This window comes from Pseudonocardia sp. N23 (assembly GCF_002583555.1).
Taxonomy (GTDB): domain Bacteria; phylum Actinomycetota; class Actinomycetes; order Mycobacteriales; family Pseudonocardiaceae; genus Pseudonocardia.
In genome coordinates, this window is record NZ_BEGX01000048.1 from 1 (window position 1) to 26,163 (window position 26,163).

Annotated in this window: 21 protein-coding genes, 2 tRNA genes and 1 pseudogene; 6 read left to right on the plus strand and 18 right to left on the minus strand. The window is 67.3% G+C overall.

The annotated features are described in order from the left end of the window. Positions 1 to 2,157: 2,157 nt before the first annotated feature. Both TOK_RS32590 and TOK_RS12900 read right to left on the minus strand, forming a co-directional pair. Positions 2,158 to 2,334, minus strand: coding sequence for a hypothetical protein (locus TOK_RS32590; RefSeq protein WP_172457552.1), 177 nt, complete (start codon positions 2,332 to 2,334; stop codon positions 2,158 to 2,160). 280 nt (positions 2,335 to 2,614) lie between these two features. Continuing rightward, on the minus strand, positions 2,615 to 2,806 hold the full coding sequence (locus tag TOK_RS12900; RefSeq protein WP_141566375.1) for a hypothetical protein: 192 nt from the start codon (positions 2,804 to 2,806) through the stop codon (positions 2,615 to 2,617). Between the two features lie 714 nt (positions 2,807 to 3,520). On the opposite strand from TOK_RS12900, the gene TOK_RS12905 reads away from it, so the two are divergent. Then, positions 3,521 to 8,422 carry a DEAD/DEAH box helicase gene (locus TOK_RS12905; protein WP_098958099.1) on the plus strand — a complete coding sequence of 1,634 codons (4,902 nt, stop codon included), beginning with the start codon at positions 3,521 to 3,523 and terminating at the stop codon, positions 8,420 to 8,422. Positions 8,423 to 8,495: 73 nt separating this feature from the next. Further along, entirely contained in the window at positions 8,496 to 8,915 is a 420-nt protein-coding gene (locus TOK_RS12910) for a hypothetical protein (RefSeq protein WP_098958100.1), read from the plus strand. Between the two features lie 44 nt (positions 8,916 to 8,959). On the opposite strand, the gene mobF is transcribed toward TOK_RS12910, so the two are convergent. The 10 genes from mobF to TOK_RS12960 form a co-directional block, all read right to left on the minus strand. Continuing rightward, entirely contained in the window at positions 8,960 to 13,291 is a 4,332-nt protein-coding gene (gene mobF, locus TOK_RS12915) for a MobF family relaxase (RefSeq protein ID WP_098958101.1), read from the minus strand. 211 nt (positions 13,292 to 13,502) lie between these two features. Beyond that, positions 13,503 to 14,429 (minus strand): hypothetical protein, encoded by a 927-nt coding sequence (locus tag TOK_RS12920; RefSeq protein ID WP_098958102.1) that lies wholly within the window; start codon positions 14,427 to 14,429, stop codon positions 13,503 to 13,505. Further along, positions 14,426 to 14,830 (minus strand): hypothetical protein, encoded by a 405-nt coding sequence (locus TOK_RS12925; RefSeq protein ID WP_098958103.1) that lies wholly within the window; start codon positions 14,828 to 14,830, stop codon positions 14,426 to 14,428. The genes TOK_RS12920 and TOK_RS12925 overlap by 4 nt, the downstream gene beginning before the upstream one ends. Continuing rightward, positions 14,827 to 15,495, minus strand: coding sequence for a hypothetical protein (locus TOK_RS12930; protein WP_098958104.1), 669 nt, complete (start codon positions 15,493 to 15,495; stop codon positions 14,827 to 14,829). Before TOK_RS12930 ends, TOK_RS12925 begins: the two co-directional genes overlap by 4 nt. A 90-nt stretch (positions 15,496 to 15,585) precedes the next feature. Next, positions 15,586 to 17,460, minus strand: a complete 1,875-nt coding sequence (locus TOK_RS12935) for a type IV secretory system conjugative DNA transfer family protein (protein WP_098958105.1) — start codon at positions 17,458 to 17,460, stop codon at positions 15,586 to 15,588. Further along, entirely contained in the window at positions 17,457 to 17,819 is a 363-nt protein-coding gene (locus tag TOK_RS12940) for a hypothetical protein (RefSeq protein ID WP_098958106.1), read from the minus strand. The genes TOK_RS12935 and TOK_RS12940 overlap by 4 nt, the downstream gene beginning before the upstream one ends. Continuing rightward, positions 17,816 to 18,253, minus strand: coding sequence for a hypothetical protein (locus TOK_RS12945; protein WP_098958107.1), 438 nt, complete (start codon positions 18,251 to 18,253; stop codon positions 17,816 to 17,818). Before TOK_RS12945 ends, TOK_RS12940 begins: the two co-directional genes overlap by 4 nt. Continuing rightward, a complete protein-coding gene (locus tag TOK_RS35340; RefSeq protein ID WP_141566376.1) occupies positions 18,254 to 18,958 on the minus strand; it encodes a WhiB family transcriptional regulator in 705 nt (234 codons plus the stop codon). Further along, positions 18,955 to 19,188, minus strand: coding sequence for a hypothetical protein (locus tag TOK_RS12955; protein WP_253258359.1), 234 nt, complete (start codon positions 19,186 to 19,188; stop codon positions 18,955 to 18,957). Before TOK_RS12955 ends, TOK_RS35340 begins: the two co-directional genes overlap by 4 nt. Further along, a complete protein-coding gene (locus tag TOK_RS12960) occupies positions 19,185 to 19,520 on the minus strand; it encodes a helix-turn-helix domain-containing protein (RefSeq protein WP_098958109.1) in 336 nt (111 codons plus the stop codon). Before TOK_RS12960 ends, TOK_RS12955 begins: the two co-directional genes overlap by 4 nt. Before the next feature lie 143 nt (positions 19,521 to 19,663). Here TOK_RS12960 and TOK_RS12965 point away from each other — a divergent pair, with 143 nt between their 5' ends. The 4 genes from TOK_RS12965 to TOK_RS31685 all read left to right on the plus strand — a co-directional run bounded on the left by TOK_RS12965 (position 19,664) and on the right by TOK_RS31685 (position 23,142). Further along, positions 19,664 to 20,005: a winged helix-turn-helix domain-containing protein gene (locus TOK_RS12965; protein ID WP_172457554.1), complete on the plus strand. Its 342-nt coding sequence runs from the start codon at positions 19,664 to 19,666 to the stop codon at positions 20,003 to 20,005. Positions 20,006 to 20,128: 123 nt separating this feature from the next. Next, on the plus strand, positions 20,129 to 21,289 hold the full coding sequence (locus TOK_RS12970; RefSeq protein ID WP_098958111.1) for a hypothetical protein: 1,161 nt from the start codon (positions 20,129 to 20,131) through the stop codon (positions 21,287 to 21,289). Between the two features lie 2 nt (positions 21,290 to 21,291). Further along, positions 21,292 to 21,846 (plus strand): isochorismatase family cysteine hydrolase, encoded by a 555-nt coding sequence (locus TOK_RS12975; RefSeq protein ID WP_098958112.1) that lies wholly within the window; start codon positions 21,292 to 21,294, stop codon positions 21,844 to 21,846. Positions 21,847 to 21,858: 12 nt separating this feature from the next. Next, entirely contained in the window at positions 21,859 to 23,142 is a 1,284-nt protein-coding gene (locus tag TOK_RS31685) for a DUF6602 domain-containing protein (RefSeq protein ID WP_141566377.1), read from the plus strand. A gap of 42 nt (positions 23,143 to 23,184) precedes the next feature. On the opposite strand, the gene TOK_RS34035 is transcribed toward TOK_RS31685, so the two are convergent. The 6 genes and pseudogenes from TOK_RS34035 to TOK_RS35345 form a co-directional block, all read right to left on the minus strand. Then, positions 23,185 to 23,790, minus strand: coding sequence for a site-specific integrase (locus TOK_RS34035; RefSeq protein WP_253258360.1), 606 nt, complete (start codon positions 23,788 to 23,790; stop codon positions 23,185 to 23,187). A 469-nt stretch (positions 23,791 to 24,259) separates the two neighbouring features. Then, a pseudogene (locus TOK_RS35045) lies at positions 24,260 to 24,517 on the minus strand (site-specific integrase); the annotation flags it as partial. Between the two features lie 118 nt (positions 24,518 to 24,635). Beyond that, positions 24,636 to 24,711: transfer RNA gene (locus TOK_RS12985), tRNA-Ala, on the minus strand. A 40-nt stretch (positions 24,712 to 24,751) separates the two neighbouring features. Next, positions 24,752 to 24,874, minus strand: coding sequence for a DLW-39 family protein (locus TOK_RS33370; protein WP_216361964.1), 123 nt, complete (start codon positions 24,872 to 24,874; stop codon positions 24,752 to 24,754). Positions 24,875 to 24,912: 38 nt separating this feature from the next. Further along, a tRNA-Ile gene (locus TOK_RS12990) sits at positions 24,913 to 24,986 on the minus strand. A gap of 95 nt (positions 24,987 to 25,081) precedes the next feature. Next, positions 25,082 to 26,140 carry a DUF3566 domain-containing protein gene (locus TOK_RS35345; protein WP_374754894.1) on the minus strand — a complete coding sequence of 353 codons (1,059 nt, stop codon included), beginning with the start codon at positions 26,138 to 26,140 and terminating at the stop codon, positions 25,082 to 25,084. Positions 26,141 to 26,163 lie beyond the last annotated feature (23 nt).

Here is a 26,163-nt window from a genome sequence, read left to right on the forward strand (position 1 = left end):
CGACCACCCCGCGCGCCACCAGACCGCCAACTACACCCTCATCTGGGAAGAGCCAGAAGACCGTAATGAACATATTGGTGAGGAGAGGCGCTGATCATCTACCGTTGAAGGCCTCGTCCGGCAGGACGACTGGGTCGTCCGGCGGAGGCCTCGACGCGGAAAGGACGACCCAGTAGTGCAGCCGTTGGCGTCCGCTTGCACGGCGCAGCGGTCGACGACCTCTGCATTGTGACAATTCGCATCGTCACCCGTTCCCGAGTCAACGACTCGGGCGCACTAGACATCATCGCCCCTCCTCAGCGACTCAGGGTAGTAGATCGGGTCAGCATCCCAGCCATCCCAGGCGCGACCGGCAGGCGTGTCGCCCTGCCTCCGAACCCGACGGAGCTCGTGCCAGCCCTCGTCGGTCAAGCGCAGACCTTGCTCAGCCACCAAGCCCATCAATCTCGTCCTGGTAAGTAGGTGCTCGGCACGATGCACCGGGATCCTCAGCAGACTTGCGAGCTGATCAGCGCTAGCCTGCCTCCTCGCTACCGCTGCCAAGACCAACACGATTCGAGTCCGCTCTGCATGAACCTGATGAGTTAGTGCTCTTGCCAGACGTACTTCTTTCAACGACTCTGCGCTGTGCCTCGGATCAAATGTCGGAAGATACCGATCATTCAAATCAATATCGCGTACGGCGTCGCGGCGACGCTGCACCAAAGGGATCCACGGCCGCCCGTTCGGACCTCGTGATTGAGTCAAGATCGCGGGCAAGTTGTTGGGAGGCGAAGCATGAGAGAACAACATGAGGCCCGCGCTTCCCTTCCATCCAAAGGCGTCACCCGATTTATGCGCGTAGCGCTTGCATATGTCCTCTACGGCGCTGAGTTGATCGGGGAGCCAGCCTACTGTGGCAAAGCTTAGACCTGGCTCGACCGAGACGATCCGACCTTGCATTCTACCCAGAGCGCCCTCGATATTAAGCCTTGCATATGGAGTGATGGCAAAAGCCAGATAGTTGAGAGATACCAGCTTGAGTGAGGCCCAGCTTCGAATTGTTTTGTTCGCACGCCAGGCGTATATGCAAGCAAGTGCCGAGTCGCCGGTCGCCGCATAGTCGTCGACGAGCCAAATATGCCGACACCTGCGATCCCGCAGATACTGAAGTGAAGAATAGTTCGATACCGGTAATCCGCGGTCCACCAAGTCGGTTCGAATGTCCCTGAGTATCTCATTGATAACAAGCTCGCTGCCCTCTCCGCCCCCCAATGGACGATCAACGTCGGGCTCGGGCACCACGTAGCTATTCGAATATTGCTCAGGGTCTGATACCCAGCGAGGCGTCCGGACTGGGTACAGCGCGGCTCGTTCGCCATCCCGCGAGTAAAGTTCATCGACTAGAGCAGCAGCCACCCCATTTCGCAGTTCGGAGTATGAGACAACACGTACGCTGTCCAGCAGCATGGCGGCCGTCATAACATCGCCTGCTGAAAAATTGCTTAACCAGCGCTCTCCTAACGGGGTCGAGCTGAGTCTTGGCCTTCCCTTCAACTGTCCCTCCTCCACAAATGGCAGCCCTAGCGAGGTGAGCGAAAGGCTGCCAACTAACAGTACGCCAGGGGCAGTAGATGATTGTGGTCTCGGTTGGACACCGGATCATGCGCCCACATCCGCATGCCACTCCCGAAGCTTCAGACCCGAAGTCCAACCTTGCTCGACACGAACGATGGGCGGCCCTGCGCAGGGGCGCTCCACGCCGCCGGTGCGCGGTTCAGCCTGCCCGGCGAATCGCCAAGGGCAGCCCCCCACATTGTCATGCCCCGCTGCTGCACCGCCGTGTTCTTCGACGGCGGCTACTGGCACTCCTGCCGACCCACGGTCGCAAGACCCCTTTCACTGGACCGAACGCGGATCTGTGGGAGCAAGGATGGCCCGCAACCGCGAACGCGACATTCTCTCGTCCGCGCTTGCCGCCTAGGCCGATTTGGACCCTGGTGCCGGGCGGGGGAATGCAGCATCCGTGCCGACGCCGTCAGCTCTGCCCTGGCCGGCGAGTCGACCGGCCCCACCGCAACTGCTACCCATGCCCCTGCCCGCTGATCTCGCCCGGCCAGCCGACGGGCAGGTCATCGAGCTGCGCGCCTGCACCTCGTCGTTGCGGTCGTGCCCCGATCACACGATCACCGGAACGCTGGCGGGATCGAGCCGGTACTCCTGGCGCACGCCCTCATGCGCGACCAACACTTCGAGCTCACGGCGTTCCGTTTGGAGCGGCACCGCCCAGGGTTCGGTGTCTACAGCTGTGGTCCGGTCGACGTTCTCGCTGCCGGGTCCTGCCTTCCATCGCATGCTGGCACCGTGACCGGCTCGGCCTCAGGCGGCCTCGGCGGGCCGGGCCGAACCATCACAGCGATCTGGAACGCTCGATCTCATCCACAGCCGGAAGCAACGCGGCCGCCTTCACCTACGCGCGACGAGTGTCATGGTGTACGCGGCGGCGCCGCAGAGGTCCCACCTGACCGGCCCGATCCACAGGCCCAGCATCGCCGGGACCTCCGACCCGGGAGGCCCGCGATCAGCCCATCGGTGACGTCCGCGTCCCGTTCATCCGGACCATCGCAGGGACCGACTACGGCCAGCTGCTCAGCACCAACCCGCAGCGCCGAGCCGGCAGCTGGGGAACGAGCGAGGCGGCCACCGGGGCGGCGGACGCCCAGACCCCGGCGATGATCTGGGCGGCGTGGCTGCTCAGGTAGACCAGTACCGTCCCCAGCGGGAGCCCGAGCTGGTACTCCGGAGTGCCTGCGTGCTCCAGGTCCACCCGGGTCGGCACCCTTCCCGCGATGCGGATGGAGAATTCCACCACCTGCGCGTGCCCGTCCGGCCGCTCCGCCGTAGTCGTACCGTCGGAGCCTGTCTGCCGGGCGTGCTCGGTCTGGTCATGGTGGCTTCCTATTGCGCTTGGGCCTGTTGGCCCGTCCCATTGGGTAGCGGGGTGCTGTCCCCTGCCGCCGTTAAGGCGCCCCAGCACGGCCCTCCGAGGCTCGCGCTCAAGGGCGACGCTATCCGTCGCCGGATTCGATGCGGAGCGCAGCACCTGATCGCCGTAATAAAGCTGAACGCAAGCCCAGCTGCCGCCATCGACCGATCGTGGGCCCTTCCCGAGTCCCGGCGTCGGACCGGCCCGAGCGGGGCAGGCTGTGGTGCGCCTGCCCCTTGGGGCGTGTCCCAGGGCGTGCAGAGGCTCGCAGGTCCAGGGCAGCGCGCAGTGCTGTCGCGTAGCGACGCCGAAGGCGCCCTTGACCTGGGAGGGGCACGCCCGCAGCGTCGGTTCGACGCCTTCCAGCCGACAGCGCGGCGACGCCGCCCCACCATCTGTGGCTGTGGTCCCCAGGCCTTGATGAGGGCGAGCCAACAGCCACGGGATGTCCTGAGTGCTCTGCTACCACGATCAGTCGCCTATAAAGCTCGACCGTAGGCTCCCGAATGGGCCGGGCCCAAAGGGGCCTCAGGCTGGAAGGGGGCAAACGCGAGCATGGGGTCGATCCACGAGGTGATCGAGGCGCTGCGGAAGGAGCCGACAAACTCAGAGCGTGGCACGAAGTTCGAGCAACTGATGGTCCGCTACTTCCAGCTCGACCCGCTACTGTCCCAGCAGTACGACGAGGTGTCGCGCTGGATCGATTGGCCCGGCCGAGACGGCAAGGCCGATACCGGGATCGACCTTGTCGCCCGCGCCGCCGACACAGGCGAGTACACCGCTATCCAGTGCAAGTTCTACGAGCCCACCACGACGCTGGCCAAGAGCGACATCGACTCGTTCTTCACCGCGTCTGGGAAGAAGCCCTTCACCAATCGCATCATCATCTCCACCACCGACAAGTGGGGGAAGAACGCTGAGGACGCCCTCGAGGACCAGAGCCTCCCGGTGCAGCGCATCGGGCTCGCCGAGATCGCCGACTCCCCCATCAGCTGGGACATCGCCTGGCCCGCGGAGGGCCTGCACATCGAGCTCGCCGAGGCCGAGCGCCACGAGCCCCGCGAGCACCAGCGGCAGGCCATCGAGAAGGTGTTCACGGGCTTCGCCGCCGGGCACGACCGCGGCAAGCTGATCATGGCGTGCGGCACGGGGAAGACCTTCACCGCGCTGAAGATCGCCGAGCGCGCTGCGGTGGAGAACGGCGGCTCGGCGCGGGTCCTGTTCGCGGTCCCGTCGATCTCGCTGCTGTCGCAGACCCTGCGGGAGTGGACGGCCCAGACCCACCTGCCGTTGCGCGCGTTCGCGGTCTGCTCCGACGCGAAGGTCTCCCGCGCCGCCGAGGACATCAACGTCCACGACGTGGCCATCCCCGTCACCACCTCACCCGACCGGCTTGCCGAGGAGATGGCGCACCGCAGACGCGCCAAGGGCCTCACAGTGGTGTTCACGACCTACCAGTCCCTGCCTGTCGTCGCCGGCGCCCAGCAGCTGGGCGTGGACCCGTTCGACCTAGTCATCTGCGACGAAGCCCACCGCACCACCGGCGTCACCCTGGAAGGCAAGGACGAGTCGAACTTCGTCCGCGTCCATGACGGCGAATACCTGCGGGCGGCGCGGCGGCTCTACATGACCGCCACCCCGCGGATCTTCGACGAGAACATCAAGGCCAAAGCCGACGAGGTCTCTGCCGAGCTCACCTCCATGGAGGATGAGACGAAGTACGGCCCGGAGTTTCACCGGCTGTCCTTCGGTGAGGCAGTCGACCGCGGGCTACTCACCGACTACAAGGTCCTCGTCCTCACCGTCGACGAAGAACTCGTCGCAGCGCCGCTGCAGGCCCAGTTCGCCGGCCGCGGTGGAGAGCTGCGCCTCGACGACGCCACCAAGATCGTCGGCTGCTGGAACGGCCTGGCCAAACGCGCGGGTCGTGCCCCCGACGGAAGTGGCTTCCCACCCGGGGCACCGCCGATGCGCCGCGCGGTCGCGTTCGCCCAGGACATCGCCTCGTCGAAGAAGGTTGCCGAGCTGTTCCCTCGCGTCGTCGACGCCTACCGCAACCTGCTCGCCGACTCCGAGAACGACGGCAACGAGGTCAACCCGAGCAACGTCGATCTGTCCTGCGCGGTCGAGCACGTCGACGGCACCTTCAACGCCCTGCAGCGCAATGAGAAGCTGCGCTGGCTCAAAGCGTTTGTCCCCGAGGGCGAATGCCGGATCCTGACCAACGCCCGCTGTCTGTCCGAAGGCGTCGACGTCCCCGCCCTCGACGCGGTCCTGTTTTTGCACCCACGCTCCAGCGTCGTGGATGTGGTCCAGTCCGTCGGCCGCGTCATGCGCAAAGCGCCGGGCAAGGACTACGGCTACATCATTCTGCCCGTTGCCGTGCCTGCCGGCGTCTCACCGTCCCAGGCGCTGTCCGACAACCGGCGATTCAAGGTCGTTTGGCAGGTTCTCAACGCTCTGCGCGCCCACGACGACCGCTTCAACGCCATGGTCAACTCCATCGCGCTCAACACCACCCAACCCGGCGCCGAGAAGGGCCAAGGCAGCGACGCCATCCTGGGCGGCCACATCGGCGCCACCAGCGATAGCACCGAGACCTTCGCCGGCGACGACACGCCCGGCACGGACCCGACGCCAGACGGCTCTGGGGCGGGGCTCGCCACACAAATGGCACTGTTCTCACTGTCGGAATGGCAGGAGGCCATCTTCGCTCGAATCGTCGACAAGGTCGGCAGCCGCACCTACTGGGAGGACTGGGCCCGCGACGTCGCCGACATCGCGTCGGCCCTCGTCACCCGCATCACCGCGCTGCTCGACGGCGCCGACCAGAGCGTCGCCAGCGGGTTCGAACAGTTCCTGCAGGGCCTGCGAGACAACCTCAACGACTCCATCACCGCAACAGACGCGATCAGCATGCTCGCACAGCACCTGATCACCAAGCCTGTCTTCGACGCCCTGTTCGCCGGCCACGAGTTCGCCGCCCATAACCCCGTCTCTCAAGTCATGGAGGCGATGCTCTCCAGCCTTGGCGACGCCGGCCTCGGAGCCGAAACCGCACACCTGGAAAGCTTCTACGCCTCCGTCCGAGTCCGTGCGTCCGAAGTGAACACCCCAGAGGGTAAGCAGCAGGTGATCGCCGACCTGTACGAGAAATTCTTCAAGATCGGCTTCGCTAAACAGGCCGACGCACTCGGCATCGTCTACACCCCCACCGAGATCGTCGACTTCATCCTCCGCGCCGCCGACCAGGCATCCCAGGATACGTTCGGCCGCGGCCTCACCGACGAAGGCGTCTACCTGCTCGACCCCTTCACTGGAACCGGCACATTCATCACACGGCTCCTACAGTCTGGTCTCATTCACCCCGATGATCTCGCCCGGAAGTATGCCAACGAGCTGTTCGCCAACGAGATCATGCTACTCGCCTACTACATCGCCGCAGTGAACATCGAAACCACATACCACGCGATCACTAAGGGGCAGTACGCGCCGTTCCAGGGAATCGTGCTCGCTGACACCTTCCAGATCACCGAAGACAAAGACAGTTTAGATTCGATCATGTTCCCCCAGAACAACGATCGCATCGTCCGCGAGCTCGCCACCCCGATCAATGTCATCGTCGGCAATCCGCCCTACTCGAAGGGGCAGACTTCCGCCAACGATCTCAACGCCAATGTTGCCTACCCCACGCTCGATGGGCGAATCGCCGCCACCTACGCGGAGCGGTCCACTGGGACAAACAAGAACAGTCTCTATGATTCATATATACGTGCGTTCCGGTGGGCCACTGATCGCATCGGTGACAAGGGCGTCGTGGGGTTCGTCTCCAATGGGGGCTGGATCGACGGCAACACTGCTGACGGTATCCGCCTGTCCCTTAGCGAGGAATACAGCCGCATCTACGTCTATAACCTGCGCGGCAATCAACGCACGGCAGGCGAGCTCTCCCGTAAGGAGGGCGGAAAGATCTTCGGCTCTGGTAGCCGCAACACTGTTGCGATTTTCATCGGAGTCAAGGACCCGAGGCACGCTGGACCCTGCCAGCTTCACTACCGCGACATCGGCGACTACCTCGACCGCGAGGACAAGCTCCGCATCGTCGCCGAAAGCACGCTCACCACAACTACTTGGCAGACGATCACGCCCAACGAGCACGGGGACTGGATCAGTCAGCGCAACGACGAGTTCCTGACGTGGCCAGCCCTCGGCGCCAAGGCAGGCGGCCTCCGAGTGTTCTCAACCATCTCCGCCGGCCTCCAGACCAACAGGGACAGTTGGGTCTACAACTTCTCGCGGGAACGCGCAGCTTCCAATATCCGGCGACTAATTGAAAACTATAACGGCGAGCTCGCGCCATTCGCAGCCTTCGCAAGGTCACGCCACATTAGTCGCGCAAATGACAAGACAGTCTCCGACTACCTTTCCGAGAACCCTGAATCGGCCAGTGAGGATCACGTCAAGTGGTCCCGTAGCCTACGTACTCACCTTGCACGGGGGATACATCTCGACTACGAGGGCGAAAAGGTCTTCACGGGTACATATCGACCATTCCAGCGCCTCAACGGATACTATGATCGGCACCTAAACCACGAGCGATCGCAGCTCCCCTGGATGTTCCCGACACCGCGCCACAAGAATTTGGGAATTATTGTCATGGCGCCTCGTGAATCAGCCGAGTTCGCCGTCCTCGCTACTACCTCGCTACCAGATCTCTCGTTCTTCACCAACTCCGTGCAGTTCTTTCCTCGCTGGACCTACGAAAAGGCTCGCCCTGACGACGGCGGGTTCGACTTCAGATCGGACGCGGGGGCCGCGGATGAGCATGGCTACTGCCAGGTCGACAACATCACCGACGCCATCGTCGACAGCTATAAGGAGGCAGTGGGCGCCCCGGTCACCAAGGACGATGTCTTCTACTACGTGTACGGCCTGCTGCACGACTCCGACTACCGCCAGGCCTACATCGCCGACCTCCGCAAGATGCTCCCACGGATCCCTACACCGTCCAGCCGAGAACGGCTCGAGCAGCTCGCTGCCGCTGGCCGCGCCCTCGCTGACCTACACATCAACTACGAATCGGTCGAGCCGTATCCACTGGACGTGCAGGTCAGGCCTGGCACTGACCCGGACGACCGGGAAACCTGGCGTGTAGCCAAGATGAAATGGAAGGTTAAAGGTAATCATACGACGATCGTCTATAATCCGAAGGTCACTATCGCAGGCATCCCCGAGGATGCCGAGCGTTACCAACTCGGCTCTCGGAGCGCCCTGGGCTGGATAATCGACCGCTACCAGCGCAAGGTCGACAACGCGTCCGGGATCGTCAACGACCCCAATGAATGGTGCGATGAACACGACGACCCTCAGTACATCGTGAATCTAATTCAGCGGGTCACGACTGTGGCCGTGGAAACGATGAAGATCGTCGATCGCCTCGGCGGACAAGGCCGCTGATAGGACGCCGCCGAGCTCCCCTTACGCAGCTCGGCCGTCCCGGATCGTCGGTGCCGTCTGCGACTCTGGCTTGGTGCGCTTCGACGAGCGCGAGATCGAGAAGATCAGGCCGGGAAACCTGCGGGTGCCGCGGTCGGAGTTCGCTGCGCTCTGGGACACCGCGGAGGTGCAGGCGAGCGAGCTCGCCGCGTCGGGCTACACGGATTGGGTCTCCGGCGGCGTAGCGATGACTTGTCGGTGGCTTGCGGGGGCTGTGGTTGTGTCCCACGACGGGCAGCGGCAGATGCCGATCGCGCCGATCACGCGCCACGAGCGGCCAGCGTTCGAGGAGGTAATCGAGGCCGAGTACCTGGCAGCTGTCGCGATGGAGGTCCGCCCACCGCGGGAACGGCTCTACGGCGACCGCACTGGGTATGTGGAGGCCGTTCTGGCGACGCTTCGGTGGGCCTGGCGGCGGAGCGGACCTGTGCCGGACCTGCGGCCGGTGAACTAAACGCCACCAGTGCCTACGGCTGTCCGGCCTTGGGCACCGGTGAGTCAGCCCTCGTCAACGAGGGTTAGCTCCTCCTCTGCCGCGGAGTCGTCAGCGCTCCAGCGGTTGAGGTCGGCCGCTCGTTCCTCCGCTGTACGGCCTGCGTCGTAGGCGTCTCTTGTGTTGATCTCGGCGAGGGCGCGGTGGGCGCGGTCTAGTGAGGTGATGATCTCTTCGGCTGAGGGAACGCGGACGGCGTCTTCCTCAAGCTGGTGCTCGCGGGTGGACTCCTCGCGGACGTCGTCCCAGCCTGGAGGTGCGGGCTCGTCGAAGCGGTCGTCCTGCCGGTCGAGCAGCTGGTAGTCCTCGGTAATCTCGCGGTGCGAGTCCTCCACGGCGTCGGCCTCTCGGTGCGCAGCGAGCCAATCGTCGGCAGTAACCTGCTGTTCGGGCTCGGCGCCCGCACGGCGTAATGCGAGTTCGGCCCGCGCCCGGTCGGCTGCGGCCCGGGTCGCGGCAGTGTGGGCGAGCCAGCGGGAGCGGGCGTCGTCGAGCTGGGCGAGCTGCTCGGAGCGCTCGTCCAGGACCTCCGCGAGGGCCGCGGCTTCTGCTGCTTGGCCCTGAAGATCGAGTCGCGCCTCGGTGGATGCCGACTCAGCCTCGGCGGCTCGGACGGCCGCGGTCTGGCGGTGGGTGGCCAAGGCGTGGCGGGTGCCGGCCAGCTCGTTGCCGACGTAACGCGGCGCCCAGGCGGCCTCGCGTTCGGCGGCGCGGATGCGGACGCGGAGCTGACCGTCGGAGAGCTCCAGCTCCTCACGGTCGATCTCCGGGCGGCCGAGGGAGCGCCAGGCGGCGCGGTAGGCGGCGAACTGCTCGACCTGGCCGGGCTTGGGGGCGGGGCCGAGGGCGTCGTCGTCGCTGTCGTGGCCGCGGAGCTCGCGGTAGGCGGCGACGCGACCGACGTCGCCGATCCAGCGGTCGCGAGTGGTCGGGTCGTCAGGTGCCTCGCCGAACGCGGCGACTGCCCACGCGGGTGCGGTCTCGGCGGCCTGGGCGCCGAGCTGGGCGGCTCGGCGGTCCGCCGCCGTAGCGAGCTCGTTGAGGTAGTGCTGCCAGCCGGGGTCGGGGATATTCGGGGTCCAGTCGGCCCAGGTGTCGCCGGCGGGGTCGAAGCGGTGGGCCTCGGTGATGCGGTGGTAGATCACGTTGGTGGCGTTCCGTACTCCGCCGAGGGGACGGTCGGCGATGGCGTCGCGCAGGACCTGACGGGCGTCGTGCCCGGCGATCTCCGCGGAGCGCAGAACGCGGGTCAGCGAGGCGGCGCCGTCCTCGGCGGCGACGCGGGCTCGGTCGCGGAAGGCGAGGGTGCCGTCAGCGGTGAGCTCGTCGAGCCAGGTCGCGGTGCGCTGGGTAGCGGCGAGGGTGGCGGCGTCGGCCAGGAGCTCGGCCGGGGTTCGGACCGAGGCGTTCTCGTCAGCAGACTCGGTGGCGGTGGCCAGCGCGGAGCGAGTGGCAGTCTGGTCGGTGTCGTTGAGCACGGCGGCGAGGGCGGCGACGGGGTCACGGCGGACCTGGTGGGCGTCGGTGCCGTCCGCGGCATCGTCGGGGCCGGTGCGGGTGGTGATGTGGGCGGTGTTGTCGTCGCGGCCGCGGGACATGCCGACGTAGAGCGCGGACCGGCTAGTTCGCGGTGTAACGACGGTGTGGCTGGTGTCGACGGTGGTGCCCTGCGCGGAGTGCACGGTCGAGGCGTAGGCCAGCGCGAGGTTCTCCCGCACGTAGCCGGCGGGCAGTACGATCCGCTCAGAGTCGATGGTGGGGGCGGTGTCGAGGTCAGGGGTGACCTCGAGCGAGCCATCGGGGCGGGTGGCGGTGACGCGGTAGGTCTCACGGTTGATCGGGCCGCGGCGATTGCCGTCAACGCCGGCGAGGTCCCAGGCGTTGGCGCGGGCCTCGACGAGGTCCCCGACGCCGGCGTAGGTGCCCTGCAGCCCGAGCGGGACACCGTTGCTCTCGACGCGGCCAAGGCGGACCAGCTCGGCGCGCAGGGTGGCCGACAGGCGGGCGGCCTGGTCGTTGCTGTCGACCAGCAGCAGCGACCGCTTCCCGGCGAGGGTGTCGCCGAGCCAGGCTCGGGTCGCCGACTGCTCGGCCTCGTCGGTCGTGCCGGCGTCGAGGAGGCGGCCGTGCTGGTGGTACTCGCGCAGCACGGACTCGTCCCCGGCCCGCAGCCGCAGAGATGCGGCGCGTTCCCAAGGGTCGCGGAAGCGGCGGGCGTCGGCGAGCTCGTAGCGGGCACCGGAAGTGGCGAGCAGGTCCATCCCGCCGCCGGCACCAACGGCGGCGAGCTGGCGGTGGTCACCGACCAGCAGCAGCTTCGCGCCCGCGGTGTCGACGTGGCGGTGGATCGCGGCCAGCGCGGCGGTGTCGGTCATGGCGGACTCGTCGACCACGACCAGGTCCCCAGCGCGCAGACGCCACACCGAGTCGTCCCCGGACGCGCGGCCTTCGGCCTCCGGCGCGGTGAGGCGGTCCTGGGTGGCAAGCCAGCGGGCGACGTTGCGTGCGGTCAGGCCTTCGCCGCTGAGGACTTCAGTGGCGATTTGCGAGGTCGCCAGCCCGAACACCCGCCGCTCCGCGCCGCTGTCCGGGTCGGGGTGCGTGCTCCACGCGCGGGCAAGGGTTCCGACGACGAACGACTTCCCCGTTCCCGCGGGCCCGACGAGGGACTCGACCCGGGCACCGGAGGTGAGCACGCCGCGCACGGCGGCGGCCTGGTCGACGCCGAGCTCGATCCCAGACTCTCGCAGTGTCGACAGGAACCGGTCGACCGCCGGCGGCGCCACCACCGGTGCGCCGCCCTCGGCGGTGGCGCCGACGAGGATCCGCTCGGTGCGGACGTGCTCGGGTGTGGCGAAGAGCTGCCCGCCGGGCGCCTGGTAGGCCGACGAGCCGTCGGCGAGGCGGAGCTCGGCGGGCAGCGCCTGCTCGGCGGGGCGGGTGGCGTCGAGCGGGACCGCGTAGCGGACGGCCTCGTCGGCGAGCTGGTCGAGCAGCGACCCGACGTCGCGGCCGTCGGCCGTGCCGAGGTAGTCCGGCAGCGCGGCGTTGATCGCCCGGATGAGGTCGGAGCGGGTCCACCCGGACTTACGGGTCTGGACCTCGGCCAGGGCGGTCTCGATCACCGCCTGCGGTGACCACTCCCGCACCTGCGGTCCATCGCCGCGGGCTGCGAGGGCGGTCCGGGCGATGCCGGACAGCCCGTCGGCGACCTCGGCGCGCAGCTGGCGATCGACGCGGTCGAGGACCTGCTCGCGGGTCTCGCCGTCGTGGGACTTCGCCCGCCGCGTCGCGAACGTGGCCTGGCGGGCGAGCCGATCGCGCTCCAAGTTGTTCGGCGCGCGGCCGAACCGGGTCTCGAAGCCCTCGATCAGCTCGGCGGCCTTCGCGGTGACGTCGCGACGGCGGGAGGAGATCAGCGCCATCGCCTCGGGCGAGACGCCGACGACCTCGCGGGCCTTGCCGTCCGGGCGGGTCGCGAACACCATCCCGAGCGCGTGGGTGAGGCGCTCCTCGGTCGTGCGCTCGGCCACCGCGCCCGCGGCGCCGCGCCAACGGTAGAGCGCGCGCCCGTCGAGCGTGCGCCACTGCCCGTCGGGGCCCTGGACGCGGTTGAGGATCGGGTTGTGGATGTGCAACTGCGGGTCGTGGTCGCGAGAATCGTGCTGGAAGAATGACGTGCCGATCCAGTCGTGCGCGTCGACGTAGCGGCCAGCGGCGCCGCCGTGGTGCCCGACGCGGGAGTACCCGGCCTTGTCCGACAGGTAGTCCAGGGCGGCGTTGTTGCCCGCCCAGATCGCGTCCTCCACCGCCGACCGGAACCGGCCCCACGCCTCGGCGGTCTCCGTGTCGCCGGCTGTTCGGGCCTTATGCTCCTGCGCCTCGAACGCGGTGTGCAGCAGGGTCACCGACTTCTGAACGCTGAACGTCACGTCGTGGAAGGCCACATTCTGGCGCACCTTCTTGCCCGCCTCGACGCGGAGCTCGGCGCGTCGTTCAGGGCTGGCGTTCGGCTCGCGTTCAAGGGCGGTGTTGTACAGCTCATCCTCGGTGCTGAACTTCCGGCCGGTGTGCCCGAGAGTGCCGACCTCGTCCCAGCGGTCGGGGTTGCCGAACCCGTCGGCGCGGGGGTCGAGGAACCGCTCGAACACCGCCCGCATGTCCTGGGCCTCGACGAGCCCGGTCAGGCCGAGCTGCTCGGCGCCGCGACCCCACCAACGCCCGGGCGGCTCGCCCTCGGTGACCGCGCCGGTGTAGTAGTTCTCCCGCCCGGTGGCGACCTCCTTGAGCAGGTACTCGGGGCTGTAGCCCGACGACACGGTCAGCACGTCGACCACCCCGAAACGATCTTGAGTCGGGGTGACTGCGGCGCCGGGCGGCCGGAGGCCGGCGCGTCCCCTCGGATCGTGATGCATAGGTGTGATGGCTTTGATCTTGTAGCTCTTGAGTCTGCTTCGGTGGCTTTGCCGGTCTTGCTGGCGTGCTGAGTAGTCGTGTTCGTGTCGTTGATGCGGTGAGTGCTGGGTCGGTGCTGGGGAGCTGTGCTGGTCATGGCTGGGCGTCCTCGTGCTCGCCGGTGCTGAGGTGCTGAGTGCTGTTCGGGGCGGCGGTGCGTCGCGTCGTGGGCGCGGGGTCGTCCTCGCGGAGGGTCTTGAGCACGGCTGCGGCGGTGCCGCGGGAGACCTGGGCTTCGGTCTCAAGCTCGGAGACCGTCGGGAGGGCTCCAGTGCGGGCCGTCAGCCGCGCAGCGGCAGCCAGCGCGCGGTCGCGCGCGGGCGACTCCGCGCCCCGCCCGTTCCCTCGTTCAGTGCGTTCAGTGCGCGCGATGAACGGGGTGACCACCGCGTCCCCGCAGCCCAGATCCGGGCTGAGTTCGGGTGCCGGTTCGAGGACCGGGAGTGGCGCGGTCAACGCGTCCGGCTCGCTGGTTGAACGGCCCTCTGAACTGTTCAACGGCAGCTGTTGAACAGTGACCGCTGAACTCGGTGCGGGGTGTTGAACGCCTGAACGCTCCTCGATCGTTGCGGCGGCGGCGGGGCTGGCGGCGAGAAGGTGGAGCAGATGCGCGGCGAGAGCGGCCGCGATCGCTGGCCACGCCCCGATCCCGAACCGCAATGCCCCCGACACCGCCAGCCCCGCGCTCCCGTTCGAGTCGCTGGGTGTCGGGAAGTCACTGGCGAGGAAGACAGCCTGGGCGAGGCCGGACAGGCCGGCGGAGAGGACGACAACGGCCCAGGCGTAGCCGCGGGCCGACCCGCTTAGACGGGCGGTGGCGGTGTAGGCGACGACGGCAAGACCGTCGGTGATCAGCGGGTAGATCCAGGCGATCGGCGTCGGCACCCGGGCGGCTACCGCAACCTCGAACAGGCCGTGCGCGGTCGCGGCCGCAGCGCCGAGGGCGACGATCAGCCCGGGCAGCCACAACACCCACCGGCCCCCGCCGTCGTGCTCACTGGTGTTGTGCGGGCTGGTCATCGGCGGAGCCGGTCGTGGCGGGCGATCCGGTCGCGCTGAACCAGCCGCGCTGCGACTGCTGACCAGTCGGCACCAGCGGAGATCGCGTGCGAGGCCTGACGGGCGGCGACGAGGCGGATGCTGCGGACAGTGGCGACCTCGGCAGCCAGGCGGGCGGCGATGACGATCGGGTCGCGCTCGACGAGGCAGCCGAGCACGAACACCGCGACCGCGGCCAGCTGCGTCCGCTCGTCGGCGGCAACCCAGTCGGGCGTGCCGAGCAGTGGGATGTCGACGCCATTCACTTCGGCGATCCAACCGTCCAGGAGCCCTTCGATGGCTTCGATGTCGCGCTCGACGAGGTACGACTGCGTCGCCGACGGCGTCGAGGTTGTGAGGTGGGTGGTGTGGGGCGTGGTCATCGGTGGGCTCCGTTCGCGCTGTGGTCGGCGGGTTCGGGCGGTGCGCTGTCGCGGGCGGTCGCCCACCAGGCGGCGATCTCGCCGAGCTGCCCGACCGCGGGGACCGTCGGAGCAGTCGGGGTCAGGGGGGCTCGGCCGGCGCGGGTCTGGTGGCGCTCGACCGAGCACGATGCGACGTTCTGGCGGATGCGCCGCACCACCCCGGGGCGTTGGCGGTCGTGCCAGTCCCCCGCGAGGGCGACCGAGGCGGCGGGGCCCTGGTAGGCGGCGGACCAGGCGTGCATCAGCCACACCAGCTCCTCGATGACGTCGGGATGCCACGCCCAGCAGTCCGGCAACACAGCGGCCGCGTCCGGGTACCTGAGGTAGATCGCGCCCAGCCAGGCGGCGAGGTCGTCGAGGATCGCGGTGGTGTCCTCGGTGCTGTCGGGGGCGAGCAGCCAGGACGGTGCGGGACCGGCGCTGCGGCGCGTCGCCATCGAGGCGACAGTCTCCGAGAGCCGGGCCAGCACCTCGGCCAGCTCCTCCACCCGGGCCGGAAGGCCCGTGAGGGGGTCGACGTCGCGGCGCAGACCGTCGACGAGCCTCGCCAGCCCGGCCACCGGCCCGGACCAGTTGTCCTGGTCGCCCGCGGCCGGGTTCGCCGGTGAATTGTTCGGGCTCATCAGATTTCTCCTGAAGTGGTTCGAGGGCGTGCCGGGCCAGACCCACCTCGAAGCGAGGCAGGTCTGGCCGGTACGGCAGCGGAGGTCAGGTCAGCCGGTGGGCTGTTGGTCGTCCTCGTCGTCGAACGGGAGGGCGTCGACAACGACCAGGTGCGGCCGTCCACTCGGCGGTTCGTGGGAGTGAGCGGTGAGGACTCCCCGGATCGGGCGCGCCACCTCGCGACGCCGCACACGCCGGAGGCGGCGGCCGAACCGCGACGGGAGATCCCGTACCCACAGCGCGATTCGCTCGAGGTGCTCGGTGAGTTCGGGGTGGTCGTCGCAGAAGCCGGCCCAACGGACCTCGCGGCGCTGCCAGATCATCTGCGCCCGACCGATCACCGGCGCAATCCCCCGACGGATCACCAACACCCGCCCGGCGGGCAGGTTCGCGATCTGTGCCGGCGACAACACCGCCGTCTTCCGCGTTGCCCGCGCCGCCGTGTTCCGGGCCGGATCGATCGCGTCGGCGGGCTCGTCGCGGTCGCCGGTGAGGGTGGACCAGAACTGCAGATCGTCGCGGTCGCGGGTGCCGCCGAACACCATGATCGACCCGGAGTTGTTCAGGATCGTCGCCGCGTCATGGGTGCCGTAGCGGGCGAGGAGCTGGGCGCGGGACTGGAACGCACAGATGATGTTCACCCCACGTCCGCCCATGTCCGCAGTCCAGCTCTCCAGCGGGACCGGGCAGATCAACGCGGCCTCGTCGAGCGCGAGGCGCAGCGGCGGGTCGAGGCGCCCACCCGGCCTGGTGGCGGCGGTGCGGCGGGCATGGCGGGCGATGTGCCCGGTCAGCGCACACACCAACGGCGCGACCTGCGCCTCCTCCCCACCGAGCAGATACACGGTGCCGTTAGTGGCGAGGAGTTCGTCGACGTCGAGCGGACGTGCCCGCGCTTGCTCGGCGCCGAGTCCGGCCGCGGCCGACGCCGCGGGGGTGGTGAGCCACCCGAGGGCGGGCATGATTGTCGAGGTGATCGAGGACCGGGTGCGGTCGTTCGTCCCGAGGAACTGGCCCAGGTCGAGCTCGAACGCCGGCTCGCTGCTGCGGCGCAGCAGGACCGTCACCTCCCGCGATGCCGCCTCCGGATCCGAGAGCCACCCGAGGACGTCGCGCATCGACTTCTCGCCTAGGGCGGCGGCGTGCAGGAGTGCGGCGAGGACGCGGCGGCCCTGGGCGTCCCAGAACTCCCGATCCCCACTGGCGCTAGCGCGGGTAGTGGCGGCGAGCATGTCGGTCGCCCGCTCCCCCGCCGTCACCGGATCGCCACAACCGGACACCGGGTCGAACGTCACCGTCGACGGCAGTCCGGCGAGGCCGACAGCGTTGAACACCCATACCGGGCCCCGCTCGAACCGCGCCACCCTCGTCAGGTCGAAGAGATCCCGCCGAGTGGACGCGACGAGGGCGGCGCCGGGGGCGTCGAGGATCTGCCCGGCCAGCCACCCGGACTTGCCGGTGCGGGGGCCGCCGAAAATGAGGGTGACGTCCTCGACCGAAGACCACACCCACAGCAACCCGCTGCGGCACAGGCGGACCGCGACCTCCGGGACCGGCAGCCGCCATCGCTCGCGCCGGTCCATCCCGGCGAGCGAGGGGCGGACGGCGCCGGCGCGCCGGCGCATCGCGGCGGAGCCCGCGTGACGGACAACGTCGATGGTCGACGCCACGCCGGACTTGCGCCGGGAGCGCGAGCCCCACCGGTTCACCGTCGACGACGACCGGGTCCAGCGGTGCCACACCCACACCGCAGCCGCGGCAGCGGCGAGCAGCAGCACCGGCAGGCCAACCGCGGATGCCAACGCCGCCAGGGGCAACAGCGCGACCAGGCCGAGGCAGATTGCGAGCACCGTAGCGCCGCGCTTCGCCGCGATCACCGTTCCGCCAACTGCGGCGATCGGAATGAGGAGCGTCCAGAGGTTCATCGCAGAATACCCAGGGCGTAGGCGACGCTATCGGTGATCGCGCGCGCGTTGACCGGGCCCATCCGCGAAAGCCGGAACCGGTCCTGCCCCAACGCGATCGCCAAGTCCAGCACCGCGATCTCACTCGTCGACGCCTTCGCGAACGCGCCGGCGTCGAACGCGGCCCGGGCAGCGGTCCAGTCAATCCAGCAGGTCCCGTCCCGGTCGCGCTCCACGCACGCGTCGCGGAACTCCGGGCGGGCCGGCCACGTGCCGTGCACGATCAGCAGCCCGACCGCGGCAGTGACGTGCGGGCTGTGACCGCGCGCCCACCGCCGCAGCCCTATCACCGCAGACGTCGTCGACGTCGGCGCGCTCATCGAGTCACCTCCGCGCGGAGCTGCGCGTCGGTCGAGTCGGTGGCCGAGTCGTCGGCAGGGGCGTCGACGCCGATGTGGCTGATACGTGACCAGAACGTGTTCGCGATCCGGTGCGCACTCCGCAGGCTCGCGGCGAGCTCGTGCAGGTCCATCGCCGCGGCATCGAGGCGCTCGCGCGGGTCGACCACACCGGTGTCGTCGTAGACGGGTCGGGTGTCGCCGTAGTGGGCGACCTGCCAGGCCATCACCTCCGCCAACCCCGCCGCCGCGGCCAGGGTGTCGACCACGTCGGCGGTCATCGCGTAGAAGTCGGCATGATCAGGGACGGCGGTGCGCTGGGCACGCACCGAGGCGCGCCAGGCCTTCGCACCGGCCGCGGCCTCGCGGACAGCCTCAGGGGTATCGGGGTCGTGGGTGTTCGTGTGGGTGTTCATCTACCCTCGGAGTCCTTCCAGTGCTGTGTTGCCTGCCAGGGCCTTTGTGCTGTGGAGATTCGGAGGGGAGTTCCGGTTGCCGCCGGGCTCCCCTCCCCCGCGTCCGGCTCGTGCGACGCGTTTCGTGCGTGCCTCGTCATGCCGCCGGTGCGCGGCATCGCGTGACCCGGACCGGCGAGGATTCGGTTTCTCGACCGGCGCCTCTGCCACCCGAGCGCGTCCACCGGGCTCGGTGCTCGAGGCTGCCCAGCGATCGACCGTGCGACGCGACACTCCGAATGCCTCGGCAACGTCGTCTCGAGGTACTCCATCGGCGATGGCCCTCCGCCCGGCCTCGATCAGCTCGCCTCGGCTCGGCCCACGCTTCGCGTACACGACCGGCACGATGATCAGCGGTCGGAACAACCGCGAGGGCTGATCAGCACCGACGCTCCTCAACGAGCTCCGCTCCTGCTCGTTCAGACCGCCTGCGACTCCGTGCGGAAGCTCCGCGAGAGCCCACGCCAGGCAGGGCGCGAGCACCGGGCAACGCGCACACACCTGCTTCGCGCGCTGCTCTGCCGCTGATCGTCGTGATCCGTGCTCGGCGACCGGGAAGAACAACTCTGGATCGACGCTTCGGCACACCGCACCGTCTCGCCACTGCTTGACGCCGTCGGTCCTCACGACGCGCGTCGGCGTTCCACCGGAGTCGACGCGGTTCACTGCTGGACTCCGGCCTGTGGGCTGCTGCCGTTGAGTGCCGGCGTCGACGCGGTGTCGACGGCGTTCATGAACGATCCGATCGCGTCCGGCAAGCCCTGCCCGGCCGGCGTCGCGATGAACAGGACGAGAGCCAAGAGCGAGAAGACAATCGCGCCACCCGCGGCCCGGACCTTCGCGCAGATGAGCGCGCCCAGGATCGCCATGAAGATCAGAACCCCGACGGCGTTCACGCGACACCGCCGCGAAGCGTCGCGGGATCGCCGGCGCCGGACGGACGCCCGTCGACGGCATCGTCGAGGATCTTCTCGACGGCCTTCGCAGGCACGACATAGCGCCCGTGCCTGCCGCCGAGCCGCATCCGAACAGCAGGGAACTCGTCGGCCTGGATCAGCCTGTAGAGGTACTCCTGGGAAATACTCAGGAGTGCCGCGGCCTCCGGAACCGTGTAGGACGGCACGCCTTCCGCCCGCTTCCTGATCGCCCTGTCGAGCGCCGACGTCCGCACCTGTGCCCGAATCGGTGCAGCGGCAGTCGCCGACTCTCCGTTTTCACTGCTCACCATGTCTCCCTCTCCTCGGATTGCTTACTGTGTCTCACAGTGCACTCTGCCTCATAGTGCGTCAAGTGTTCCCCCTCGAATGGCCGACCGGCATGCTGTGACCGACGAGGTCGGAGGCCTGCGTCGAGCGAGAGGATGTGCACCCCGTGCCCGACTGGACTCGAGGGGAACCGGCGTACCTACAGGTCGCCGAGTCCCTTCGCCAGAAGATTCGCAACGGCCAGCTCGGTCCCGGAGATCAGCTGCCCTCGTACTCCGCGCTGATGCGCGAATACGACGTCTCGATCACGGTCGCCCGCTCCGCGGTCGCGGAGCTTCGCTCTGAAGGCCTGGTATCCACTCACCAGGGCAAGGGCGCCTTCGTGCTCGACGGCGCCGCCGACGCTGCCGTTCCTCGCGATGCCGCACTGGCCGCGATGCGCCGAGAGCTCGACGCCCTCAGCGAGCGCGTGGCTCGCCTCGAAGCCGAACGCTCGAATCCTCGATAACCCGTTCTCGCGACTTTCTCCGTTCATGCCACAAGAGTCGTCTGCAGCAGGGAAGATCAACAGACGACAGCGGGGACAGCGACGGACACGTCCGCTGTCACATGGACACGGAGGACATCGGGGATGGACACAGGGACACCTAGCCTTGTGCCGAATCTTGTGCTCCTAGCACTCCGCACCTCAAGAACCTGGGGCCGGCCGCGACTCGCTCGCGAGCTCCATCGCTACTGCGAGACGCGCGGCTGGGCATCACCGGGCGAGCCGAACCTCGGGAAGCAGATCTACCGCCTGGAGACGGGACGGATTCGGCAGCCCGAACCCTTCTACGTGCGCCTTCTCGCAGACTTCTTCGAGGTCTCCCCTGCTGAGCTCTTCGGTCCCTCCGATTCGACGACAGCCAGCGAGCGCAGCAGCACGTACCGCATTCGCAGCCACAAGTTCGTGCCGCTCTACGTCGGCGCCGAGGCCGTCACGAAGCTTCGTCAGCGCTCCCCTGAGCGTGCAGCCGACGACTGGTTGTCCTGCCGGCGCGTGGACGAAGTGGAGATGGCCGGCGCTTCGGCGCATTGCTGGCCTTTCGGCGTCATCATGTTTCACCTGGTCGAGGACCTGCAGCCAGCCTCGATTGCGGAGGTCGCTGTCTGGCGCCGTCTCACCTACGACGACGACATGCGCAAGGCCGCCGCAGCAGCGGAGGCTGTCGGCCTGGGGGTACTGAGTGATCTCTACGTGCTCAGCGCGTATTGGGTCGAGGAGACTCCGCTCGCCGGCGGACCCCAGCTCGACAGCGCGCTCCGCCTCCTGTGCGTGCCCCGAGTCCTGGTAAGCCGACACGAGACCGGCACCCCCGAGGAGAAGCTCGCCCGCGCATCTGTCGTCGAACAGGCGCTCCTTCGCGACGGGTTCGATCACTCGGACATCAATGACTTTGGTGTGCGTGCGATCGCAACCGGTTTCGCGTCATGGTCAGGCGTCGTCTACGCCCCCCGCGCGCTGGAACAGTGCCTTGCCGAGCACGAGCTTGTTGCCTGCGAACTGTCGGTTCAAGCTACCTGGGCGTACACCGACTATGTGCGCCAGGTTGTCGAGGCCGGCAAGGATCCGGACGTCCCGCACGAGTACGGCTGGCGCTACCTTCGCGGAATCCGGTCACGGCTCACGACGGAGCGACCGCAAGAAACCTCGCAGCACCGGGCGATGCGAGAGGCGATCGTCGGTACGAGCGGGCTCCTGAGACGACTCGACCAAGCAATCGACACCCTTCGAGACTGCGACAGGCGGTAAGAGTGAAAGCGGTCAACCCAGTCCTGGTCGTTGTGGATGTCCAGAACGGATTCATCACCGACGAGTCGAAGCACGTCGTGCCCGTGATCGAACAGCTCGTTCACGATTGGCTCGACAAAGGTCGGGACGTCGTCTTCACGCGCTATCTGAACTACCACGACAGTCCATTTGAAAAGATCATGGGCTGGTCAAAATTAAAAGAGTCGCCAGAGATCGATATCGTCGACGAGCTCCTACCGCTGACCAAACAAGCGTTGACCATCGTCGACAAGACGATCTACACGATGTACAACGCAGAGGGCACCAGACTCACACAGAATCGCGGCTGGACGGATGTTTTCGTATGCGGAATTGACACCGAGGTCTGCGTTCTGAAGACTGCCGTAGATGCGTTCGAGCGCGGTATTCGCGCATGGATTCTTAAAGACGCCTGCGCTAGCCACTCCGGCTCAACGCCGCACGAGGCAGGGCTAATCGTGGGAGCCAAGATGATCGGCAGAAAGGCCATCATTGAGACCTACGAAATCTCCCACGCTCTATCGTCAAGATACGAATAGCGGAGTGCCGCCATGATTCGATCGTTCGCGGATCTCCTGCAGGAAGTCATGCGTCGAGAGTCAGCCGTCCTCGCCGACGTTAAAGTTAAGCACGCCCCCACCATCGGTGAAATGTACGAAGGACTGTCAAAGAAGCTCCTCGCCACTACATTTCCCGCAGATCTAGACCTAAGAGTTGTTTCAGGATTCGTCGCCGACGGCGATAATCTCAGCGGACAGATCGACTGCATGCTGGTACGAGGAGCCGGTAATCGAATCCCCTACACGCAAGAATTCGTGTGGAGTGCACCCGACGTCCTAGCTGTTTTTGAGGTGAAAAAGACCCTCACGGGCCGAGCTATGTCTGATGCCTTCGAGCACTTGAAGACAGTGCGACGCATCGAGCAAGTTGCCTTGGACGCGGGGACCTACGACAGCCGTTCATACACCATGAAGCTGACGGACCGTACTTTCGCGCAAATGACTGGGAAAGTAAAGCCCCCACAGCAGGAAATCTCCAGCCTTAGCCCAAGTGATCAAATCCTTCTGAGCATCTTAACCCTGGAACGGATTAGCGCGATTCTCGTCGTAGTCGGCTATGACGGATTCAAGACAGAACGAGGATTTCGCAACTCTCTTATCAAGCATCTCTCGGTGAACTTGATGACGCACGGATTTTCTCCTCTTCATTTTCCCACATTGATGATCTCTGGGAAGTTTGCGCTCGTCAAGGCGAACGGGTTGCCTTACATGACCACCCTGAAGGACGGTCGGTGGCCGTTCTATCTATCCACCTCAGCGAACCCGCTTGTCGTACTACTCGAGCTTCTGTGGACTCGAATTGAGGCCGATTTCCCAGTCGCCATGCCCTGGGGTGAAGATCTTGAAATAGAGAATCTGAACAGATTCATCGACGGAAGAGTGTGCGAACTCAACGATCAGACCGGCTGGGAGTACTCATATGTCGATGCGGCAGAATCGACATTCTTGGATCGCGAGCCCACTGAGATATGGGAGCCGGTCGAACTGAATGCACAGCAGGGAATATTCTTTCTAAGTCTCCACAAATCAGGTCCTGTGGCTCTTCACGATCCCCTCCTGGCCCGATTGGCCGCGGACGCAGGAGTTGAAGCGGATGTGTTTATTTCATCTCTCGTAGAGACAACGATGGTCGCGGTGCGCAACCAAGAACTGGTCCCGATCACCGAGGAATTTACGATTGTACATATGCCTGATGGGCGTACGGTAGCGGCAGATAACAGCACAGGCCGACTCACCCGCTGGGTGTTGGCGAGGTCTAGGACTGAGCCGTCGTAATTGGGCGCCCTCTCGCACGCGCCATCGGGCGGAACGGACCAGTCATTCGGAAGCCGGGTTGCCACTCGCGTCGCACACGTCACCTAAACGGTGGCCAGGTTTCGAAAGTCGACTCCCAAGAATTGCCGCAGCTTCTCGGTCTCGTTCACTTACCCATGCGGCATACACCCGCAGTGTTGTCGCACCACCGCCGCCGTGCCCAAGCCGTCCCGCCACTGTACGAAGATCGACGCCGGCGGTTAGTAGCTCAGTTGCCGAGTAGTGCCGTAGCGCATGGAGGTGGCTGACGACGGCGAGGCGCTCGCACATCCGGCCGTAGCGGTGCGTTACACCGCTCGGGTTGCATGGGCGATCGTTCGTCGGGGAGTAGGAGAACAGGTAGGCCGCACTCGTCGGCTTCACGCCTAGCTGACCGCACCGCTCTTCGAACCGCTCGCGATGCTCGGTCAGGAGCTCGACCGTGGCCCCGTCGACAGTGATACGTCGGGAGCGGTGGGCCTTGGTGTCCTTCTCGATGTTCCTGCCGGACACCCGCACATGGTTGCGGCGGACATGTATGACGCCGGCATCGAAGTCGACGTCCGACCACCTCAGTGCTAGCAACTCGGCTCGCCGGAGCCCGGTGACCATGACGAGCCACACGAGCATGCCCCAGCCCTCGTCCTCTTCCCATGCTGCAGCGACAAGGGCGGCTGCTTCGGGCTGTGGTGGGTGGGTCAGGGTCGGGCGTGGGCTGCCGCGGGATCCGGGCGAGTTCGGCCGGGTTCGTGGTGATCCAGCCCCAGCGTTGCGCAGCGGTCATAGCGCCACGGATGACGAAGTGAACCTTGCGGACCGTGGCCGCGGCGAGGGGCACGCAGACGTGCGGCCGACACTCGATCGCTATGCAGCCCTTCTCCCGGCAGTCGTGGGGTGGATAGCCGGCCGCGGGCGGCCGCCCCGGAGGCCGCTTATGCCGGACCTCACGGCACTCGTGCGGTCCTTCCACCCGATGCTCGACGAACGGGCGCCCAGCGCAGCGTGAGCCGCAGCGTCTGAGCTGGGCGTAGAGGCTCTCCAGGGCGTGCGTACTGACCTTCCCGAGCGGCTGGTCGCCAAGGACGGGATAGATGTGACGATCGGCGTAGCCGACGTAGTTCTCGCGGGTCGACTCTTCGAGCTCGTGCGTCTCGAGCCAGGACTCGATCGCTGTCCGCAGGGAGGCCCGAGTCTTGGCGTGGCGCTGCTCGGTGACCTGCGCTTTGAACTTGCGCAGCATCTTCCTCGCCTCGGCTTCGTCGCTGCTGGAGCCACGGAGGTAGAGCTGCTTCCCGGTCACCGGATCGATGCCGGCATACAGGACCGCCTGGAACGAGTTCCCTCGGCGCCTGATCATGCCCTCGGCGCGGGGCTTCGACGGGTTCTTGGCCACGTCGCGAAGCTAGCCATTGCCACTGTCATTGCCATCACGCCGGTCGGCGCGGGCTCTGCTCAGCGAATGCGCTGGTCAGCGGTGGTGGAGACGAGGGGAATCGAACCCCTAACCCCCGCCTTGCAAAGGCGGTGCTCTGCCAATTGAGCTACGTCCCCGTCGAGCAGGGACGACGGTACCCCGCTCGGGTGCTGGAGGTCAGCGGGTGGTGGCCTCGTGCCAGAGGTCCTCCTCATCGCGCCCACGGAGCTTGGCGACGACGAGCAGTGCGGCTCCGGCAGCGACGATGGCCAGCGCGATGAACTTCTTCAACGAGATCACGTCCTCGACGGGAGATGTGTGACCGGAAACCGGAAGAGTGGGCCTAGCTGGATTTGAACCAGCGACCTCGTCGTTATCAGCGACGCGCTCTAACCAACTGAGCTATAGGCCCCTGCGGCGAGGACGACACTACATCAGCCCCACCGGCCCCTCCGCACCGGCCCGGCCATCATGGGGCGGGCCCGGCGCGGCGGGAATCGTCGCAGGTCAGTCGCGCTCCGACAGCGTCACCTCGACGCCGCCGACGAGGTCGGCGGACACGTTGTAGACGAAGGCGCCGATCGTCATCGCCACGGCGAACAGCAGGCTGTTGATCGCCCCGATGACGGCTGCGATGCCGAAGACGCGGCCGGCGCTGATGAGGGCGCTGCCTGTCTGGGCCTCGCCGGAGACGAGGTCGTTGTAGGTGCCGTTGAGACGGTCCCAGACGCCCATGCCGTCGAGCACGCCGTAGAGCACGCCGACCGCGACCATCCAGATGAAGAAGATGACCACGGCCAGCACCAGCGCGAGCTTGAGCACCGACCACGGGTCGAGGCGTCGCAGCTGCAGCGCCGCCTGGCGGGGCCGGCGCGGTGCGGCGGAGATGGCGGGCCCGCCGGGGCCAGGGTGCTCGGTGGTGCGACCACCGTCGGCGGGGTCCATGTAGGCGGTCGGGCCGTCGAACAGCCCTCCCGCGACCGATGGGTTGTCCGCGACGGGCGGCGGCGCGGAGCCGACGGGCTCCGAGCCGGGCATGCGCTGCCACGGCGGCGGGGTCTCGGCGTTGGGGCCCGGGGCAGGGACGCCGGACGGATCCGCCACCGGCGCGACGCGGACGGTCTCCTCCGCGGGGCGAGGCGTCGGCACCGGCCGTGCGGTCGGGCTGGGCGTCGGGTACGGGGATCCGTTGCCCGACAACGGTTTAGCGCCAGCGGGCTTGGTCGTGTCGACCGCGCCCGCTCCGTTCTGCGCGGCGGGGCCGTCCTGGGCTGCAGTGCCCTTCTGCGCCCCAGGCCCGGTCTGCACCGCCGGCCGGGCCCCGGTCGGGGCCTCGGCGGCCGCGGTCGCCGGAGCCGGGACGCCGCCGGTGTCCGCGGCATCGGTCTCCGCGGCTCCGTCGACGGCCGGCGCTCCTGCGCCCGTCCCGGTGCCGGATCCGTTGGTCGCGCCGTTCCCCGCTCCCGGAGCGGTGTCGGGTTCGGTGGTGGAGCCGGGCGGCGGGGCGGCCGCATCGCCGGTGGCGACGCGACCGCTCTCGTCGGCCTGCTTGCTGTTCTCGCTCACGAGGTGGCGCTCTCCTCGGTGCT

What these genes read in the sequence shown, in the direction of transcription:
- TOK_RS32590 (WP_172457552.1), bottom strand. Translation starts at nt 2,334, where the DNA reads ATGCGATGGAAGGCAGGACCCGGCAGCGAGAACGTCGACCGGACCACA.
- TOK_RS12905 (WP_098958099.1), top strand. Translation starts at nt 3,521, where the DNA reads ATGGGGTCGATCCACGAGGTGATCGAGGCGCTGCGGAAGGAGCCGACA.
- TOK_RS12920 (WP_098958102.1), bottom strand. Translation starts at nt 14,429, where the DNA reads ATGACCAGCCCGCACAACACCAGTGAGCACGACGGCGGGGGCCGGTGG.
- TOK_RS12925 (WP_098958103.1), bottom strand. Translation starts at nt 14,830, where the DNA reads ATGACCACGCCCCACACCACCCACCTCACAACCTCGACGCCGTCGGCG.
- TOK_RS12930 (WP_098958104.1), bottom strand. Translation starts at nt 15,495, where the DNA reads ATGAGCCCGAACAATTCACCGGCGAACCCGGCCGCGGGCGACCAGGAC.
- TOK_RS12935 (WP_098958105.1), bottom strand. Translation starts at nt 17,460, where the DNA reads ATGAACCTCTGGACGCTCCTCATTCCGATCGCCGCAGTTGGCGGAACG.
- TOK_RS12940 (WP_098958106.1), bottom strand. Translation starts at nt 17,819, where the DNA reads ATGAGCGCGCCGACGTCGACGACGTCTGCGGTGATAGGGCTGCGGCGG.
- TOK_RS12945 (WP_098958107.1), bottom strand. Translation starts at nt 18,253, where the DNA reads ATGAACACCCACACGAACACCCACGACCCCGATACCCCTGAGGCTGTC.
- TOK_RS12960 (WP_098958109.1), bottom strand. Translation starts at nt 19,520, where the DNA reads ATGGTGAGCAGTGAAAACGGAGAGTCGGCGACTGCCGCTGCACCGATT.
- TOK_RS12970 (WP_098958111.1), top strand. Translation starts at nt 20,129, where the DNA reads ATGGACACAGGGACACCTAGCCTTGTGCCGAATCTTGTGCTCCTAGCA.
- TOK_RS31685 (WP_141566377.1), top strand. Translation starts at nt 21,859, where the DNA reads ATGATTCGATCGTTCGCGGATCTCCTGCAGGAAGTCATGCGTCGAGAG.
- TOK_RS34035 (WP_253258360.1), bottom strand. Translation starts at nt 23,790, where the DNA reads ATGCTCGTGTGGCTCGTCATGGTCACCGGGCTCCGGCGAGCCGAGTTG.